Raw genomic sequence first — 16689 nt, 5'->3', positions numbered from 1 at the left:
AATATGAACGCAAACAAAAATCTGCTCACGGCATGTGAGCAGATTTTTTATTAAGGATTTAGTTTATCCTTTTTGTCCAAGGCCTTGAAAAAGAGCCAGCTAGCCAATGAACTGAAGGCCAGGCCCTCGCACCAGCCCCCTAAGACGTCGCTTGGCCAGTGGACGTGCAGGTACATTCTGGTAAAGCCAATCGACAGGGTGAAGAAGACGCAGAAGACGATCAACCAGGTCTTGACTGGCTTCTTTTTCACCAAGACGACGATCAAGGCGATCAAGACCAGGGCCAGGGTCATGGAACCGACCGAGTGGCCGGACGGGAAGGAGAAGCCATCGGCTTGAACCGCCTTGTCCATCCGGGGCCTCTGGCGCTGGATGATATTTTTGATAATTGAGTTGCAGGCGTTTGCCGCGATCATGGTTAAGCTGGCAAAAACTGCGTGGATATAGTTTCGCTGGTAGACCAGGAAAAGAACCAGGACCACGATAAAGACTGTGATCGTCAAGGTATTGCCCAGCTGGGTCCAGTAAAAGGCCAGTTGCCTTTCGACCGGATTGTTGTTTCTGATTGCATTGTAGACTACCGTATCAAAAGTCTTGATAAAGGGATTCTTGCTGGCAATCAGGTAAACCCAAAAAGCAAAAAAGAGGCTGAAGGCACCGCCAAAAATTAAAAGTGGCTGATAATTAACTTTATTTTCTTTCATATTCAATTGTTTTTAATTTTTCTCCCTTGAAAAATTTTAGCCATGTGGTAAAGTATAATCGTTATCGAGAAAATAATAAAGGGCAGGGACTAGTAGAAATTTTTCTTTCTTCAGAGAAGAGCCGGTGGCTGCGAGGCTTGAAAGAGGAATTTTGAACTCACCCGGACAATGCCAAAGTGTTGTTTCGCTTTAAGAAACATTTGAGTGTCACACGAAAGCGTGGAACTTAGGTGGTACCGCGAAACAATTCGTCCTATGTTTGAACATAGGGCATTTTTTGTTTTTAAGAAAGGATTTATCAGATGTACAACCATAAAGTTGTCGAAAAGAAGTGGCAAAAGTACTGGCTGGAAAACAAGACTTTTAAGACCGGGACTGATCCGGAAAAGCCAAAGTACTACGTTCTTGACATGTTCCCTTACCCATCTGGCAAGGGTCTGCACGTTGGTCACCCGGAAGGCTACACCGCTACTGACATCATGGCCAGAATGAAGCGGGCCCAAGGCTACAATGTTTTGCATCCAATGGGCTGGGATGCCTTCGGTCTGCCGGCAGAACAATACGCCCTGCAAACTGGTAACGACCCGGCAACTTTCACCGACAAAAACATTGCCCACTTCAAGAAGCAGCTGCAAGCTTTGGGCTTCTCCTATGACTGGGACCGGGAAATCAAGACTACTGACCCGAACTACTACAAGTGGACCCAGTGGATTTTTGAACAAATGTACAAGATGGGCCTGGCCTATGAAGCTGAAGTACCGGTTAACTGGTCACCAGACCTGGGCACGGTTGTCGCTAACGAAGAAGTTATCGACGGCAAGACTGAACGGGGCGGCTATCCGGTTTACCGGCGCAAGATGCGGCAATGGATGCTGAAGATCACTGCTTATGCTGACCGTTTGCTGGACGACCTGGACGACTTGGACTGGCCAGAACCGATCAAGGAAATGCAAAGAAACTGGATCGGACGCTCAGTTGGGGCCCAGGTAACCTTCAAGATCAAGGACTCAGACAAGAGCTTTGACGTCTTCACTACCCGGCCGGACACCCTCTTTGGCTGCTCATACACGGTTTTGGCTCCGGAAAACGAACTGGTTAAGGAAATCACCAGTCCAGAGCAAAAGGAAGCCGTTGACGCCTACATCAAGTCCATTGAATCCAAGTCTGACCTGGAAAGAACTGACTTGAACAAGGACAAGACCGGGGTCTTCACTGGTGCTTACGCTATCAACCCGGTTAACGGGGAAGAAGTGCCAGTCTGGATTTCTGACTACGTTTTGGCAACTTACGGGACCGGGGCAGTTATGGCCGTTCCAGCCCATGACGAAAGAGACTACGCTTTTGCCACTAAGTTCAACCTGCCAATCAAGGAAGTCGTTGAAGGCGGCGACATCAGCAAGGAAGCCTTTGTCGGTGACGGGGTCCACGTCAACTCAGACTTTTTGAACGGCCTGCACAATGAAGAAGCCAAGGCCAAGATGGTTGACTGGCTGACTGAAAAGGGCGTCGGCGAAAAGAAGGTCAACTACAAGATGCGGGACTGGAACTTCTCCCGTCAGCGCTACTGGGGTGAACCAATCCCGGTCATCCACTGGGAAGACGGGGAAACCACTTTGGTGCCAGAAGACGAACTGCCGCTGCGCCTGCCTAAGGAAAGCAACATCAAGCCATCCGGCACTCCGGAAAGCCCGCTGGCCAACTTGACTGACTGGGTCAACGTTGTTGACGAAAACGGCCGGAAGGGCAAGCGGGAAACCAACACCATGCCGCAATGGGCTGGTTCAAGCTGGTACTTCCTGCGCTACATTGACCCGCACAACGACAAGGCCCTGGCTGACCCGGAACTCTTGAAGAAGTGGATGCCAGTTGACCTTTACATCGGCGGGGCAGAACACGCGACCCTGCACCTGCTTTACGCTAGATTCTGGCACAAGGTTCTTTACGACTTGGGCGTCGTTCCAACCAAGGAACCGTTCCAAAAGCTCTACAACCAGGGCTTGATCTTGAAGAACCATGAAAAGATGTCCAAGTCCCGGGGCAACGTGGTTAACCCAGACGACGTCATTGACGAATACGGTGCCGACAGCCTGCGGACTTACGAAATGTTCATGGGGCCTTTGAACGCGTCTATTGACTGGGATGACAACGGTCCTTCCGGTGTTAAGAAGTTCCTTGACCGGGTATGGCGGACTTTTGTCAATGACTTAGACCTGGATCCGATCCCATCTGAAAAGATCACTGACAAAAACGACGGCAAGCTGGACAAGATCTACAATGAAACGGTCAAGACTGTTACGGAACACTTTGAAGAACTGCGCTTCAACACGGCTATTTCCCAAATGATGGTCTTCATGAACGCCTGCCAAAAGGTCGACAAGATTCCGCGGGAATACGCTGAAGGCTTCGTGAAGCTGATGGCTCCGGTTGCTCCGCACATGATGGAAGAAATCTGGCATGTCTTCGGCCACGACGAAAGCGTGCAGTTTGCTGCCTGGCCAACTTACGACGCAAGCAAGCTGGTTGAAAGCACGGTTGAAATGGCGGTTACGGTCAACGGCAAGAAGCGGGGCAACTTCCAAATCGCCAAGGACGCAAGCAGAGAAGAAGCCCAAGCTGCCGCAACCGCTCTGCCGCACGTAAAGGAATTTTTGGAAGGCAAGGAGATCAAGAAGGTCATTGTCGTGCCAAACAAGATCGTGAACATTGTTGCCAAATAAATCTAAAATTTTCCTAAAAAATCAATTTATAGTATATTTCAAACCGGATCAGGAATATGATAGTAGGTTGAAGTATAAAGATTAGGGAAGTTTTATGGCAAAGAACAAATCACAGACCAACTCCCAGGCCCAGTTGTTAAAGGGCTCGGCCTGGATGACTATCGGCTCGATCCTGTCGCGGATTCTCGGGGCGATCTATATCATCCCTTGGTATGCCTGGATGGGAAAGTATGGCAACTTGGCCAACTCTCTGACGGCGAAGAGCTACAACATCTATAGCCTGTTCATTATCATCTCCACCGCGGGCATTCCAGGGGCGATCGCCAAGCAGATCGCCAAGTACAATGCCTTGAATGAGTACGGGGTCGGCCGCAAGCTCTTCAGGCACGGCCTGGCCTTAATGGGGGTCTTCGGGATTATTTCAGCGGCCTGCATGTACTTTTTGGCATTGCCGCTGACTGGCTTTAACCCCCAGGAGGTACCGGTGATCCGGAGCCTGGCTTTGGCCGTTTTGATCATTCCGATTTTGAGCATCCTGCGGGGCTATTTCCAGGGCTTCAACGACATGATGCCCAGTGCCATGTCCCAGTTCGTGGAACAGCTGGCCCGGGTGATCTGGATGCTTTTGACGGCTTATGTGATCATGCGGGTCCAGCACGGCAACTATGTCGACGCGGTAACCCAGTCCAACCTGGCCGCCGCGATCGGGGCCGTGTTCGGTATTGGCCTGCTGGTAATTTTTTACCTTAGGCAGAAGCGGACGGTTGATCCTTTGATTGCCCGGTCCAACAACCAGGTGCAGGTTTCAACCAACAGCCTGCTCTTTGAAATCATCCAGCAGTCGATCCCCTTCATCATCATTGACTCCGGGATCAACATCTTTCAGCTGGTGGACCAGTATACCTTCCACCCGATGATCGCCAGCTTCATGCACGTGCCTTATGACGCGATCGAAATCTGGTATGCCTTGTTCGGTTTGAACGCCAACAAGCTGATCATGATCGTGGTCTCCCTGTCAACGGCCATGGCAGTTACGGCTATTCCGCTCTTGTCAGGGGCCCACGCCAGAAGGGACTACCGGGATATTTCCCGGCAGATCGGCAATACCTTGGAACTTTTCTTGTTCGTCTTATTGCCGGCTTCGCTGGGGATGGCCGCGATCTCAGACCCCTTGTACACCATTTTCTACGGCTATGACCGGCTGGGGGCCCATGTCTTGTACCTGTCCTCCTTTACGGCCATCAGCTTGGGGATGTTTACGGTCCTCATGGCCATCTTGCAAGGTCTGGACGAGAACATGTATGCCATCCGCTACTTGATCTTTGGTTTGGTCATCAAAGCGATCGTCCAGTATCCGATGATCCGCCTTTTCAAGGTCTATGGTCCGCTTTTGGCGACCAACCTTGGCCTTTTGGCGGTCATCGCCATGTCCCTCAAGCACCTTAGCATGAAATACCGCTGGCAGGCTGACCGGATCATGCGGCGCTTTATCGGGATTGCCAGCTTCTCCATAGTGATGTTCGCGGCGGTATTTGCTGCCGTTAAGCTGGGCGGCCTCTTCCTCAGCCCTTACCGGCGCTTGTCAGCCATGCTACTCAGCGGCTTGGCGGTAGCTGTCGGCGTGCTTGTTTACGGGGTCTTGAGTCTTAAGACCGGCCTGGCTGAAAACATTTTGGGCAGCCGGGTGACCCGGATCATGCAAAAGTTCAGATAATAGAATAGAGCCAGTTAAGGATCCTCCATTTGGAGGATCTTTTTTTGCGCCTCTTTTGGGTATTTTTGTCCAAAACGTTTATTCATGGAGAAAATCTTGCGAAAAAATTGCAAAAAGCCTAGGTACGGTAAGGGACGAAGCAGTTTTTTTGATAAAAGTATTTTTTAGCTTGTGAATAAAAACAATTCAATAGTTGCCGGACTTTTAACAAAAAAGACTTTTTAAAATACTGTTATTTTAACAAAGGAAACGGTTACAGCAAATCCCTCCAAAAAAGCTTGTAAGAAAATGTTGACATTTTATCACAAAAGGACAATAATCAAAAGTGAAAAGGCTTACAAGACAAGTGGCATGAGGTGAAAACAATGGAAATTAACAACAAGAAGGAATTGACTGAAGAAGAACGCAAAAATGCATACGTTCTTTGGTTCAACCAACTGCGCCGCGCTGACGTGGCCTTGGTTGGGGGCAAATCAGCATCATTGGGTGAATTGACTTCAGGTACTGACGTGCCAGTGCCTTATGGTTTCGCAACGACCGCACACGGCTACCGGCACTTCATGGAAGTCAATGGCTTGAATGAGAAGGTAAATGCCTTGCTGGCAACTTTGAAGGACCCGGAAGACTCAGAAGAACTGCACCGGGTCTGCAGCCAGATCAGAAAGATCATGCGCGAGGCACCAATGCCGGAAGACTTAGCCGAAGACATCGGCAACTCATATGACGAACTGGCCAAGATGACCGGACAAAACGAACCATACGTTGCCGTACGTTCAAGTGCTACGGCTGAAGACCTACCAGACGCTTCATTCGCCGGGGAACAAGACACTTACCTTAACGTTAGAGGCCGCAAGGACGTTATCCGCAAGGTCCAAGACTGCTACGCTTCCCTGTTTACTGACCGGGCAACCTACTACCGGATCAAGCAGAAGTTCCCGCAAGAGAAGGTGGATCTGTCAGCCGCTGTCCAAATGATGGCCTTCTCCAAGTCAGCCGGGGTTATGTTCACGGTCAACGTTGCCAACGGTGATGATACCAAGGTTATGATCGAAGGTTCATGGGGCTTGGGTGAATACATCGTCCAAGGGACGGTTACCCCGGACAATTTCGAAGTTGACAAGGAAAGCATGCAGATCGTAAGCAAGACCATCAACAACAAGAACATTGAATTGATCCGTCTGCCAGGCGGCGGGGTTGAACAAAGAGACGTCCCAGAAGACTTGGCCAAGAGTCCATGTTTGACTGATGAAGAAGTTATTGAACTTGCCGGCTACGCTAAACAAATTGAAAAGCACTATGGTTGCTACATGGACATGGAATGGTCCAGAGACCAAGACGACAAGCTCTGGCTCGTTCAAGCCCGGCCGGAAACTGTTTGGTCACAAAGAAAGAAGGAGGGCGGCGCCAAGGAAGCAACTGACGCTAAGGCTCCAAGCTCCAACAAGGTTTTGGTCAAGGGTCTGCCAGCCAGCCCTGGTGTAGCTTCAGGTATCGTGCACGTAATTGACGACCCGAAGGACATCGGTGACTTCAAGGAAGGCGAAATCCTGGTTACCTTGATGACTTCACCAGACTGGGTCCCAGCCATGAAGAAGGCGGCCGCTATTGTTACCAACAACGGTGGGATGACCTGCCACGCCGCTATCGTTTCCCGGGAAATGCAGATCCCATGTATCGTTGGTACTGCCAGCCGGGGGACCTTTGCAACCAGATTGCTGAAGACCGGCCAGGAAGTAACGGTTGACGCCAAGAACGGGGTTGTCTACCAAGGGGTGGCTGACGAAGTCGTTAAGCCAAAGAAGGCCGAGACTGCCCCAATGGCTGCAGCTGAATACTTCCCGCCAACGGCAACCAGAGTCATGATGAACCTGGGTGACCCGGACCTGGCTGAAAAGTACGCAACTTTGCCAGCTGATGGTATCGGTTTGATGCGAGAAGAATTCCTCTGGACCACTTACATCCACCAGCACCCGCTTTACTTGATCGAAACCGGCCACCCAGAACGGGTTGTCAACGAACTGGCTAACGGGATCAGCAAGGTCTGCCGGGCCATGAACCCAAGACCTGTCGTCTTGAGATTCTCTGACTTCAAGTCCAGCGAATACCGGAACTTGAAGGGCGGGGACAAGTACGAACCGCATGAACCAGCTGACCTGCTTGGCTGGCGCGGGGCAAGCCGCTACTACGACCCGAAGTACATCGAAGCCTTCAAGCTGGAACTGGAAGCAGTCAAGAAGGTTAGAAACGAATTCGGCTTGAAGAACCTGAATGTCATGATCCCATTCTGCAGAACTGTTGAAGAAGCAGAAAAGGTAACCGAGATCATGGCTGATGAAGGGCTTGAGCGCAGCCGCGACTTCAAGGTCTTCATGATGGCGGAAATTCCATCCAACATCATTTTGGCTGACAAGTTCAACAAGTACGTTGACGGCTACTCAATCGGGTCAAACGACTTGACCATGCTGATCATGGGGACTGACCGGAACAACGATGCTGTTTCCGCCCTCTACGACGAACGCAACCTGGCTGTTAAGCGGGCAATCCGCCACTTGATCAAGACCGCCCACAAGGATGGCAAGACCGTATCTATCTGCGGGCAGGCACCTTCAGAATACCCAGACTTCACTGAATTCCTGGTTAAGAGCGGGATTGACTACGTTTCCGTAAACCCGGACATGGTTAAGGAAACCAAGCTCAACGTAGCGCACTTTGAACAAAGAATTCTGCTGGACAAGGCTACTGGTCTGGGGATGCAGGATACTGAAGACTACGAATGGTAATTAGATTGATTTGACCATAAGTCGCTCCGAAAGGAGCGGCTTTTTTGTTGAATAATTGCAAAAATCAAGCATTTTATGCCAATTTGACGTAAAATTAAAAATGAATTATCATCATTTTTTTAGTAAAAAACAGCACTTTAAGTTAAGAGGAAAGTAGATAAATGGCACAACAATACTACTCAATGGATCAAATCGCAAAATTGGCACAGATTTCCCAGCAGCAGGTCTACTACCTAATCAACATGAAGTTCAAGTTCAAACCGACCTTGACTGATCCCAGCGGCAATAAATTTTATGATGAGCGAGCGGTGGGGCAGATTTTCCAAGAACTGGGCAAGGCCCTGCCTAAGTCGGCAGCTTCGCCGGCAACCGACAATGGCCTGCTGGACATCAATGCCCTGGCGGAAACTACTGGCCTGGGCAAGAAGAAGCTGCGGCTTTTTTTGCGGGAACACAAGGACTTGAAGCCAGACTTTGTTGATAAAAAGAACCACAACAAGAAATACTGGGGTCCGAGCGCCATCCAGTACATTAATGACCACTTCGGAGCAGAAGAAGCAAAGGCAGAAGAAAAGACCACGCAAGCAGAAGAAAAGAATACCGAAGTTGAAGGCAAAGCAGAAGCTGCAGAAGTTGTAGAAGCAGTAAAGACGGAAGAAAATCAAGAACAAGCAAGCCAAGTAGAGGATGAAAACAAAGAAGAGACTACTGCAGAGGAAGAAGTCAAAGAAGAAGTAGTAGAAGAAGAAAAGTCTGCTGCAGAAGAAGTCAAAGAAGAAGATAAGCCAGCTGGCCCGCGCTTTATCAAGAAGGCGCCGCGCCCGGCAACGGAAAAGTTGGCTGAACACCCGCAAGTTGAATTGCCTTTTGCCTTTGATGACAGCGAGGAAGCCGAAAACAAGGCTGAGGAGGCTGACAAGCCAGGCCGCGGGTCAGAAGTCAAGGAAGAAGCAAAGCCAGCGGAAAAGGCCGAAAAGAGCCATGAGCCGGCCAATGACCAGCAATTTGTTGTTAGAAAGCGCACTAACGACGACAAGCGGGGCCGGGGCAATTACGTCAAGCGCAGAAACAACCAGAGAAACGGCTACCAAAACCAGAACCGGACCAACAATTACTCTAAGCGGCGGGAACTTTTTGCCGGCAAGATGAAGCTGGTTACGGAAAAGGGGACTTTCTACACTGACCAGTTTGCCAGCCTGGAAGAACTGGCTGAATACGTCTTTTCATCCAAGGACGGCTTCATGAAGGTCGAGAAGTACAACCGGGGTGAATTTTCACCAGCCTACATCTCAACCAAGATTATCATCGAATTTGAAGAAGTTTAAAAAAGGCGGATCTGACGATCCGCTTTTTGCATGCTTTCATTAATAAAACTTTGCCTAATATTCATAGAAGTATTTTTTGCTTGCGAAAAGCAGAAGATTGTCCTGGCAATATCCAGGCTGGATAAAATTAATCTTTTCACAATGTTGACAGCGCTTACAGGGAGTCTATAATTATTACTGTAAGTAACTTTTAAAGGAATTAATTGTAAGGAGATTCACTTATGGCAAAAATTAAGGGCGCAAACGCCGTTTTAGATGTTATGTACAAGTGGGGCATTGATCACCTCTACGGCTTCCCTGGCGGGTCATTCGACTCAACCATGAACGCGATCTATGAAATGCAAGACAAGATTAAGTTCATCGAAGTTCGTCACGAAGAAGCCGGTGCCTTGGCTGCCTCAGCAGAATACAAGCTGACCGGCAAGCTTGGTGTCTGCATGGGTTCAGCTGGACCTGGTGCCATCCACTTGATGAACGGCTTGTATGACGCTAAGTACGACAAGACCCCAATGGTTGCCCTGGTAGCTAACGTTCCAACTCCTCGTCAAGACATCAACTTCTTCCAAGCCTTTGACGAAACGCCATGGTTCCGTGACGTTGCCGTTTGGGTCCACCAAGCCAAGACCAAGGAAGCTTTGCCAGTTTTGATGGACACTGCTATCCGTCAAGCTTACGCAAAGAAGGGTCCAGCTGTTTTGGTAATTCCTAAGGACTTCGGTTGGCAAGAAATCGAAGACAACTACCGTGTTTCCGCAAGCAACCACGTTGCTGACAACTACGCTGCTCCAACTGCTGAATCAATTGAAGCCGCAACTAAGTTGATCAAGGAAGCTAAGAACCCAGTTGTTTACTTCGGTTTGGGTGCTTCAGGCGCTGCCGAAGAATTGAAGGAATTTGCTGACAAGTTCAAGATGCCAATGATGTCCTCATACCTGGGCAAGGGTATCGTTGAAGACAGCTTCAAGCCATACTTGGGGACTATCGGCCGTCTCGGTGCTAAGGCTCCTAACGAAGTTCAAGGCCACACTGACCTGGTAGTTTGGGTTGGTAACAACTCACCATTCTCAGTATTGTGGTTCCCTAAGAACGCCAAGGTTATCCAAATCGACGTTGACCCAGAAAAGCAAGGCAAGCGTCACTCAGTTGACGTATCAATCCTGGCAGACGCTAAGAAGAGCTTGCGTGCTTTGATCGACGCCGGTGAAGCCCGCGAAGAATCACCACTTTACAAGGCTGCTTTGGCCGACCGTGAAGAATGGGACGCATGGACTGCTTCATTTGCTGACGACCACTTGAAGGACGAAGGCCGTGTACGCCAGGAACCAATCTGGGATGTCATCAACAAGGAAGCCGCAGACAACGCTGTCTTCGCTATTGACGTTGGTAACGTTAACATGGACCACGCACGTCTGTTGAACATGAACGGCAAGCAACGCTGGACTACTTCAGGCTTGTACGCAACTATGGGTTACGGCTCACCAGCTGCCATTGCAGCCGCAACTGCAATGCCAGACCGTGAAGTATGGCACTTGGCCGGTGACGGTGGCTTCGCAATGATGAGCGAAGAACTGCTTACTTTGGCTCGCTACAACATGCACGTATTGACTGTTGTCTTCACTAACGAAACTTTGGGCTTCATCGAAGCAGAACAGCGTGACGAATCCAACCAACCTCTGTCAGGTGTTATCCTGCCAGACAACGACTGGGCAAAGGTTGCTGAAGGTATGAACATGAAGGCCTTCACTGTTCACGACAAGGCTGAATTCCAAGCCGCTGTAGAAGAATGGAAGAAGATGGACGGCCCGGCCTTCGTCGACGTTAAGTACACTAAGCACATGGCTTACTCAACTGAACTTAACACTCTGGATGACCCAGAATTCGTGAAGTACTACCACGCAGAAGCTTTGCACCCATTCTCATACTTTGCTGAAAAGTTTGGTTTGGAAATTGACGCGGCTTCAGGTGCATCTGGTCACTCAGAAGACAAGGCAGAAGCATTGCAAGTTCAAGCAACTTCAAGTGCTTCAACTCCAGAAACTGCACCAGACACTACTTCAGGTGCTTCTCACTAAGAGCCGGCATAACTAGTAACATCAAAAGAAGATCTCCTTTTTTGAGGGAGATCTTCTTTTTGCTTTTTTAGGAAAAATTTACTTTTTCTTAGGAGCAGTTTTCCATTGCTTTGTTAGGCTGAAAAGGCAGGAGAAGCAAAAAAGAGCCGACCCTTAGGTCAGCTCTTAAAACTACCATGCTGGACGTCCCAGCTATTCATTCATGCCCACTAAAGGAGTCGAACCTTCACTCTGTTGCCAGAACAGCGACCTGAACGCTGCGCGTCTGCCAATTCCGCCAAGTGGGCATCTCGTGCCTCAGCACATATTTAATAATAGCAAAAATTTGGTAAAATGGAAGTGCTAATTCAAAATTTTCGTAATTTTTTTGAAAAGAGGAGCGATTTTGTTAAAAAAGATCAAAAAGGCGCTGCTGAGTCTGGCAGCAAGTGGATTATTACTGACCGGAATAAGTACTTGGCAGGCCGCGCCGGTTGTGGCGGCAACCGCCAACTACCAGCAGCATGATCTGAACCTGGACGTCAAGGCCGCGATTGCCGTTGATGCCGATAGCGGGCAGATCCTTTATGCCAAGAATGCCACGACCCCGCGGCAGATTGCTTCCATGACCAAGCTGGTGACGGTTTACTTGACCCTGCAGGCCATCAAGCAGGGCAAGCTGTCCTGGACCAGCACGGCTAAACCGACGGCCGCGATTGCCAAGATCAGCCAGAACACTGAGTATTCCAATGTGCCATTAACTAGCAGCCATGCTTACACGATCAAGGAGCTTTACCGGGCCACTTTGATCGAATCCGCTAACGGGGCAGCCATGACCCTGGCCCAGGCTGTCAGCGGCGACCAGGTAACTTTTGTTAAAAAGATGCGGAAGCTTTTGACCAGCTGGGGGATTAAGGACGCCAAGATCTACAACGCCTGCGGCTTGGCTAATGGCAACCTTGGCTCAGCCGCTTACCCGGGCGTGGGCAAGAACGTTGAAAACGAGATGTCAGCTACTGATATGGCCATCGTCTGCCAGAAGCTCTTAAAGGACTTCCCGGAAGTCTTGCAGACGACTTCAATTACCAGCGCTACCTTCTCATCCGGTTCAACGCAAAGCCAGATGACCAACTGGAACTGGATGCTGAAGGGGCTGAGCAGCTACTACTCTGACCTGCCAGTTGACGGTTTGAAGACCGGGACGACTGATAAGGCCGGTGCCTGTTTTGCCGGGACTGTGAAGAAAAACGGCCACCGGATCATCACTGTGGTTTTGGGTGCCAAGCACGCAAACAGCCAGGACCCGTCCCGTTTCGTGCAGACGGCCAAATTGATGCACTATGTCTACCAAAACTACACGGCCGTAACCTTGAAGAAGGGGTCCAGCATCAGCGGGGCCAACACGGTCAAGGTGCCAGAAGGCAAGGAAACCAGCAGCAAGGTTGTTTTGGACAAGACGGTGACTATCTGGGCCAAGCAGGGCAGCAAGCTGCAGACTTCTTTATCCAAGACTACTGTTTCTGCCCCTGTAAAGAAGGGGAGCAAGGTGGCCAGCTATAAGTTCTCAGCAACTAGCGGTAAATTGCCATCTCTTAGCGGCAAGACGGTGACTGCCCCAGCTGTGGCAACTCAGGACAACCAGGAGGCCAACTTCTTCGTCCGTTTGTGGCGGAGCATCTTTGGCAGCAAGTAAGATGAAAAGCATTGATGAAGATTTAGCCCGGCAGGTGGTCCGCCCCCGGCCGGCTGAAAGCCACAAGGGCAATTACGGCCGGGTTCTGCTAATTGGCGGAAATCACCAGTATGGCGGAGCCATCAGCATGGCTGCCGAAGCTGCGGTTTACTCCGGGGCGGGTCTGACAACGGTAGCGACTGACCCGGTCAATTTTGCCGCCCTCCACGCCCGCCTGCCAGAAGCAGCCGTGCTTGACTACAATTTAGATCTGGCTAAGCAGATTTCTCGGTCTAATGTAATTTTGTGCGGGCCTGGCCTGGGCCTGGGGGAAAAAGCCTGGGAAATTTTAGAAGCAGTCTGCCAGCATGTAGGTTCTGACCAGACTATTATTTTTGACGCCAGCGCTTTAGACTTGCTCAGCCAAAAGCCTGACCTGCTGAGAAATCTCCAGGCCGGCCTGGTCATTCTGACTCCCCACCAGATGGAGTGGCAGAGGCTGAGCGGGATCAAGATTGCTGACCAGGAAGACCAGGCCAACCAAGAGGCTCTTTCGCGTTTGTTCTCTGGCAAAATGAAAAATGTTATACTAGTCTTGAAGGCACATCGAACGCGAGTATATGCTTTTACAGGTGAAATCTACCGCAATTCAGCCGGCAACCCCGGAATGGCTACAGGCGGAATGGGCGATACTTTAGCTGGAATTATTGCCGCTTTTCTCGGCCAGTTTGGCTCCAAGCTGACCAGCGTTTTAGCAGCAGTTTACTGCCACTCAAGGGCAGGGGACGACCTTTACCAGTCCTTCTACCTGGTGCGGCCAACGCAAATTTCTGCTTATATGCCGCGCTTGATGAAGCGCCTGAGCACCTGTTAGATATCGGAGGGAATTATGAAAAAGTCAAAGTATCTTACCCTGCTTTCAGTGGCAGCTTTGACCCTGTTGACCAGTGGCCTGGGCAGCCAAGGAGTCTTGGCTGACACGGACACGGCGCAGAAGGCAGAGACGACGACCAATACGTCAACCAACACAACGGATACGTCAGAAACGTCAACTGCTTTAAACCAGCAGGAAGCCAAAGGGAAGAAGCTGACCACGCCTGTGGGCACTCTGCCGAATCCTTCTGACGCCATCAGCAACAAGGCTGTTTTAAAGCACGTCCAGGGTTACAGCTGGAAGACCAAGCCAGACGTGTCAGCTGCCGGCAGCCAGAAGGCAACGGTAGTCATCACTTATACTGACGGGACGACCAGCGAAGTTGAAGTCGACCTGGAAGTAGTAACCAGTTATGCCAGCCAGAACAGCCCTGTAGCCAAGACTGGCTTGACGGTCAAGGTGGGCAAGAGCCTGACGGCCAGATCAGCCATCAGCAACCTTTCCAGCCTTAAGAACGTGGACAGCGTGACCTGGAAGCAGGCACCAAGCACGGCCAAGGCCGGCACGGTCAAGGGGACTGTTTTAGTAACCTACACTGACAAGTCCACTGACACGGTTGATGTTACGGTTAAAGTGTCTTCCGTCGTGACGACCAAGAAGTCGGTCAAGAAGAGCAAGAAGAAGCAATATACTACCAAGACCCGGAAGATCATCCTGGACCGGCCGGGCAAGAACAAGACCATCACCCAAAAGGTTAAGCTGTCCAGAACGGTAACGACCACCACCACGACGACTAAAACCTATACTGATGGCAAATTAACCAAGACTTCCAAGAAGGCGAAGAAGAGCTATGGCAAGTGGTCAAAAGGGACCTGGAAGAGTTATAATGTTCCTGCAATAAGCGGCTACAAGCGCAGCACTACTAAAGTTAAGGCCAAGACGGTGACCAGCAAGACCAAGAATGTTACCGTCAAGGTCGGCTACAAGCGGGTTCTGCATAAGCCAGCCAACGCTCCTTACTATGACCCAGCCGACATGCGGCCCAAGACTGGAGCTTACTACTTCCAGTCAAGTGAGAAGCGGGCTTACCCGAACTTGGCCAAGTACAAGAATGTCTGGATCCGGGTTTCCATCCTGGGCAACCGGGTTTACGTCATGAGCGGCAAGAGGGTCATCTACACTATGTACTCTTCAGCCGGCCGTTTTGAAATGACTAACGGCAAGTACCAAAGTGACACGCCGCGTGGCACCTTCTACTTGAAGGCAGCTTATGGCCCGTCCTTCATGTCTTCAGACGGCGTAGGGGCCCGTTACTACATGGCTTACTACGGCAGTGACTACTTGTTCCACAGCGTGCCAATCAACAACTATGGCTCTGGCGTCTACTACAAGGGCTACCACTACGGCTACGGCGGCGTCGGCAGCACGGCCCACCTGACTGTGCAAGGGACCAAGCCAGACTCTCACGGCTGCATACGGCTGACGCTGAGTGACGCCCGCTGGCTGTACGGTCAACGGACTTCAGGCAAGCTGAAGGTGGGTACCAGGGTCGTTATCAAGTACAAGTAGGCCTTTAAGTAGAATTTCTAGTCAAAAAATTAATATTACTTGTTAATGTAAAAGTAAACAGGACTTTTTCACACAATGTGGAAGAGCCCTGTTTTTTGCCTTGTATAGAATTGAATTGCTGATTGTTGCGGTTTTGCAGGACGACATCTATAACGCGACCAGCTATACCAGCCATGATGAAGCCGTAACTGACCGGGGGACCGGCACCCACTACGCTTTAACCAGTGAGCTTTACCGGGAATTAACCGACAAGAGCCAGCAGAGCTTGACTGACGATGACAAGACTTATGTCCTTGATCAAGAGCTACTAATTAGTAACAAGTAATATAGAACTACGCGTGGTGCTAGTTGAAGAATCTGAATCCATATCTCTGTAGGATGTAGCTGATATTGTAAGTTAGTACAATTATCTCGACAGTTTGTTGGAAACCATCTACACTTCTTGCAAGTATATTTTCAATTCCGTAGTACTTTAGTACTGAAAACACACTCTCGATTGTTCTGCGAATTGCCATTAGCTCTCTTTTGTTATGCTGCTTAGCACCCATCATATTTTTCCGATAAGGTGTCCACAGTATATAACCGTCTATCTTGAGGGCATCGTGCAGTCGTTTGCCTATATAACCTTCATCGCCTAAGATAAAGTGCCCTTCGGGACGGGTACTGAGAATCAGCTCTTCTGCTTCTTTTGCATCGTGGATTGATACCTTGGTGATTACATAGCCAAGAACATACCCGTCCTGAGATACGGCAAAATGGCCTTTAAAACCGTAGTAGTAAAACTTTTTGGTTGAGTTATAGCCAATGTTGGCTGTTCCTTCAAACACCTTAGCTCTGCGGTTTCTGGTTGGCTGACACAAAGGCATGGGTAGACTGTCAATGATCATATACTGATCAAACAGATCGACTTTTGACTTCAGATCGTTGACGATCTGAGCAGTGATGCCAAGAAGCGCTCTAGCCCTGCGCTTAAAACGAGACCTAGAAAGACCACAAAGTCCCCAGCAACGGGCAATCTGTGCTGAGAAGATATACCTTCCTCAGCTTGCCAGACAAGTAATGCAATGATTTCGTAGTCTGGAACCTTTACCAGACTGGCATTGCGGCGGTGAGTTAACCGAGATGGGGCGTACTTGTAATAAAGTTTCTTGTAGATTTTCGACAAAGTTCTAAACTCTACTTGCAAACGGTGACTATAACGTTTAATCTGTAGTTGGGGTTCAACATTGTAAGGACTCCTTTCTGTTTTTGAATAAAGAAATGCCAGTTATATAATTACAGTG

10 protein-coding genes, 1 tRNA gene and 1 pseudogene are annotated in these 16689 nt (G+C 49.8%); 9 read left to right on the top strand and 3 right to left on the bottom strand.

The features are described from left to right. Positions 1-50 precede the first annotated feature (50 nt). Positions 51-710, bottom strand: a complete 660-nt coding sequence (locus LJ046_RS08575; RefSeq protein ID WP_035176628.1) for a phosphatase PAP2 family protein — start codon at positions 708-710, stop codon at positions 51-53. A 296-nt stretch (positions 711-1006) separates the two neighbouring features. Here LJ046_RS08575 and leuS point away from each other — a divergent pair, with 296 nt between their 5' ends. The 5 genes from leuS (at position 1007) to spxB (ending at position 11312) form a co-directional block, all read left to right on the top strand. Further along, the gene (gene leuS / locus LJ046_RS08570) at positions 1007-3421 is read left to right on the top strand and encodes a leucine--tRNA ligase (RefSeq protein ID WP_002878806.1); all 2415 of its coding nucleotides are present in this window, start codon (positions 1007-1009) and stop codon (positions 3419-3421) included. A 94-nt stretch (positions 3422-3515) separates the two neighbouring features. Beyond that, complete coding sequence (locus LJ046_RS08565) at positions 3516-5135, top strand: putative polysaccharide biosynthesis protein (protein WP_002878807.1); 1620 nt, start codon at positions 3516-3518, stop codon at positions 5133-5135. A gap of 365 nt (positions 5136-5500) precedes the next feature. Continuing rightward, the gene (ppsA, locus tag LJ046_RS08560) at positions 5501-7915 is read left to right on the top strand and encodes a phosphoenolpyruvate synthase (RefSeq protein WP_002878808.1); all 2415 of its coding nucleotides are present in this window, start codon (positions 5501-5503) and stop codon (positions 7913-7915) included. Positions 7916-8076: 161 nt separating this feature from the next. Then, positions 8077-9240 carry a hypothetical protein gene (locus LJ046_RS08555; protein ID WP_002878809.1) on the top strand — a complete coding sequence of 388 codons (1164 nt, stop codon included), beginning with the start codon at positions 8077-8079 and terminating at the stop codon, positions 9238-9240. 221 nt (positions 9241-9461) lie between these two features. Continuing rightward, on the top strand, positions 9462-11312 hold the full coding sequence (gene spxB, locus LJ046_RS08550; RefSeq protein WP_072557738.1) for a pyruvate oxidase: 1851 nt from the start codon (positions 9462-9464) through the stop codon (positions 11310-11312). Positions 11313-11515: 203 nt separating this feature from the next. Here spxB and LJ046_RS08545 read toward each other — a convergent pair. After that, positions 11516-11599: transfer RNA gene (locus LJ046_RS08545), tRNA-Leu, on the bottom strand. Positions 11600-11697: 98 nt separating this feature from the next. On the opposite strand from LJ046_RS08545, the gene LJ046_RS08540 reads away from it, so the two are divergent. The 4 genes from LJ046_RS08540 (at position 11698) to LJ046_RS08525 (ending at position 15731) form a co-directional block, all read left to right on the top strand. Next, positions 11698-12984, top strand: a complete 1287-nt coding sequence (locus tag LJ046_RS08540; RefSeq protein WP_002878977.1) for a serine hydrolase — start codon at positions 11698-11700, stop codon at positions 12982-12984. A 1-nt stretch (position 12985) separates the two neighbouring features. After that, complete coding sequence (locus LJ046_RS08535; RefSeq protein WP_002878979.1) at positions 12986-13837, top strand: NAD(P)H-hydrate dehydratase; 852 nt, start codon at positions 12986-12988, stop codon at positions 13835-13837. A gap of 15 nt (positions 13838-13852) precedes the next feature. Beyond that, on the top strand, positions 13853-15406 hold the full coding sequence (locus tag LJ046_RS08530) for a Rib/alpha-like domain-containing protein (RefSeq protein ID WP_002878980.1): 1554 nt from the start codon (positions 13853-13855) through the stop codon (positions 15404-15406). 100 nt (positions 15407-15506) lie between these two features. Beyond that, positions 15507-15731, top strand: coding sequence for a hypothetical protein (locus LJ046_RS08525; RefSeq protein ID WP_002878981.1), 225 nt, complete (start codon positions 15507-15509; stop codon positions 15729-15731). Between the two features lie 19 nt (positions 15732-15750). Here LJ046_RS08525 and LJ046_RS08520 read toward each other — a convergent pair. Next, positions 15751-16673, bottom strand: a pseudogene (locus LJ046_RS08520) (IS982 family transposase). Between the last annotated feature and the right edge of the window lie 16 nt (positions 16674-16689).

Source organism: Lactobacillus delbrueckii subsp. jakobsenii ZN7a-9 = DSM 26046 (genome assembly GCF_001888925.1).
Classification (GTDB): domain Bacteria; phylum Bacillota; class Bacilli; order Lactobacillales; family Lactobacillaceae; genus Lactobacillus; species Lactobacillus delbrueckii.
This window is presented reverse-complemented; position numbering and strand designations above follow the sequence as displayed.

Excerpts from the sequence above, each read along its gene's own strand:
- LJ046_RS08555 (WP_002878809.1), top strand. The coding sequence starts at position 8,077 with ATGGCACAACAATACTACTCAATGGATCAAATCGCAAAATTGGCACAG.
- LJ046_RS08530 (WP_002878980.1), top strand. The coding sequence starts at position 13,853 with ATGAAAAAGTCAAAGTATCTTACCCTGCTTTCAGTGGCAGCTTTGACC.
- ppsA (WP_002878808.1), top strand. The coding sequence starts at position 5,501 with ATGGAAATTAACAACAAGAAGGAATTGACTGAAGAAGAACGCAAAAAT.
- LJ046_RS08535 (WP_002878979.1), top strand. The coding sequence starts at position 12,986 with ATGAAAAGCATTGATGAAGATTTAGCCCGGCAGGTGGTCCGCCCCCGG.
- leuS (WP_002878806.1), top strand. The coding sequence starts at position 1,007 with ATGTACAACCATAAAGTTGTCGAAAAGAAGTGGCAAAAGTACTGGCTG.
- spxB (WP_072557738.1), top strand. The coding sequence starts at position 9,462 with ATGGCAAAAATTAAGGGCGCAAACGCCGTTTTAGATGTTATGTACAAG.
- LJ046_RS08565 (WP_002878807.1), top strand. The coding sequence starts at position 3,516 with ATGGCAAAGAACAAATCACAGACCAACTCCCAGGCCCAGTTGTTAAAG.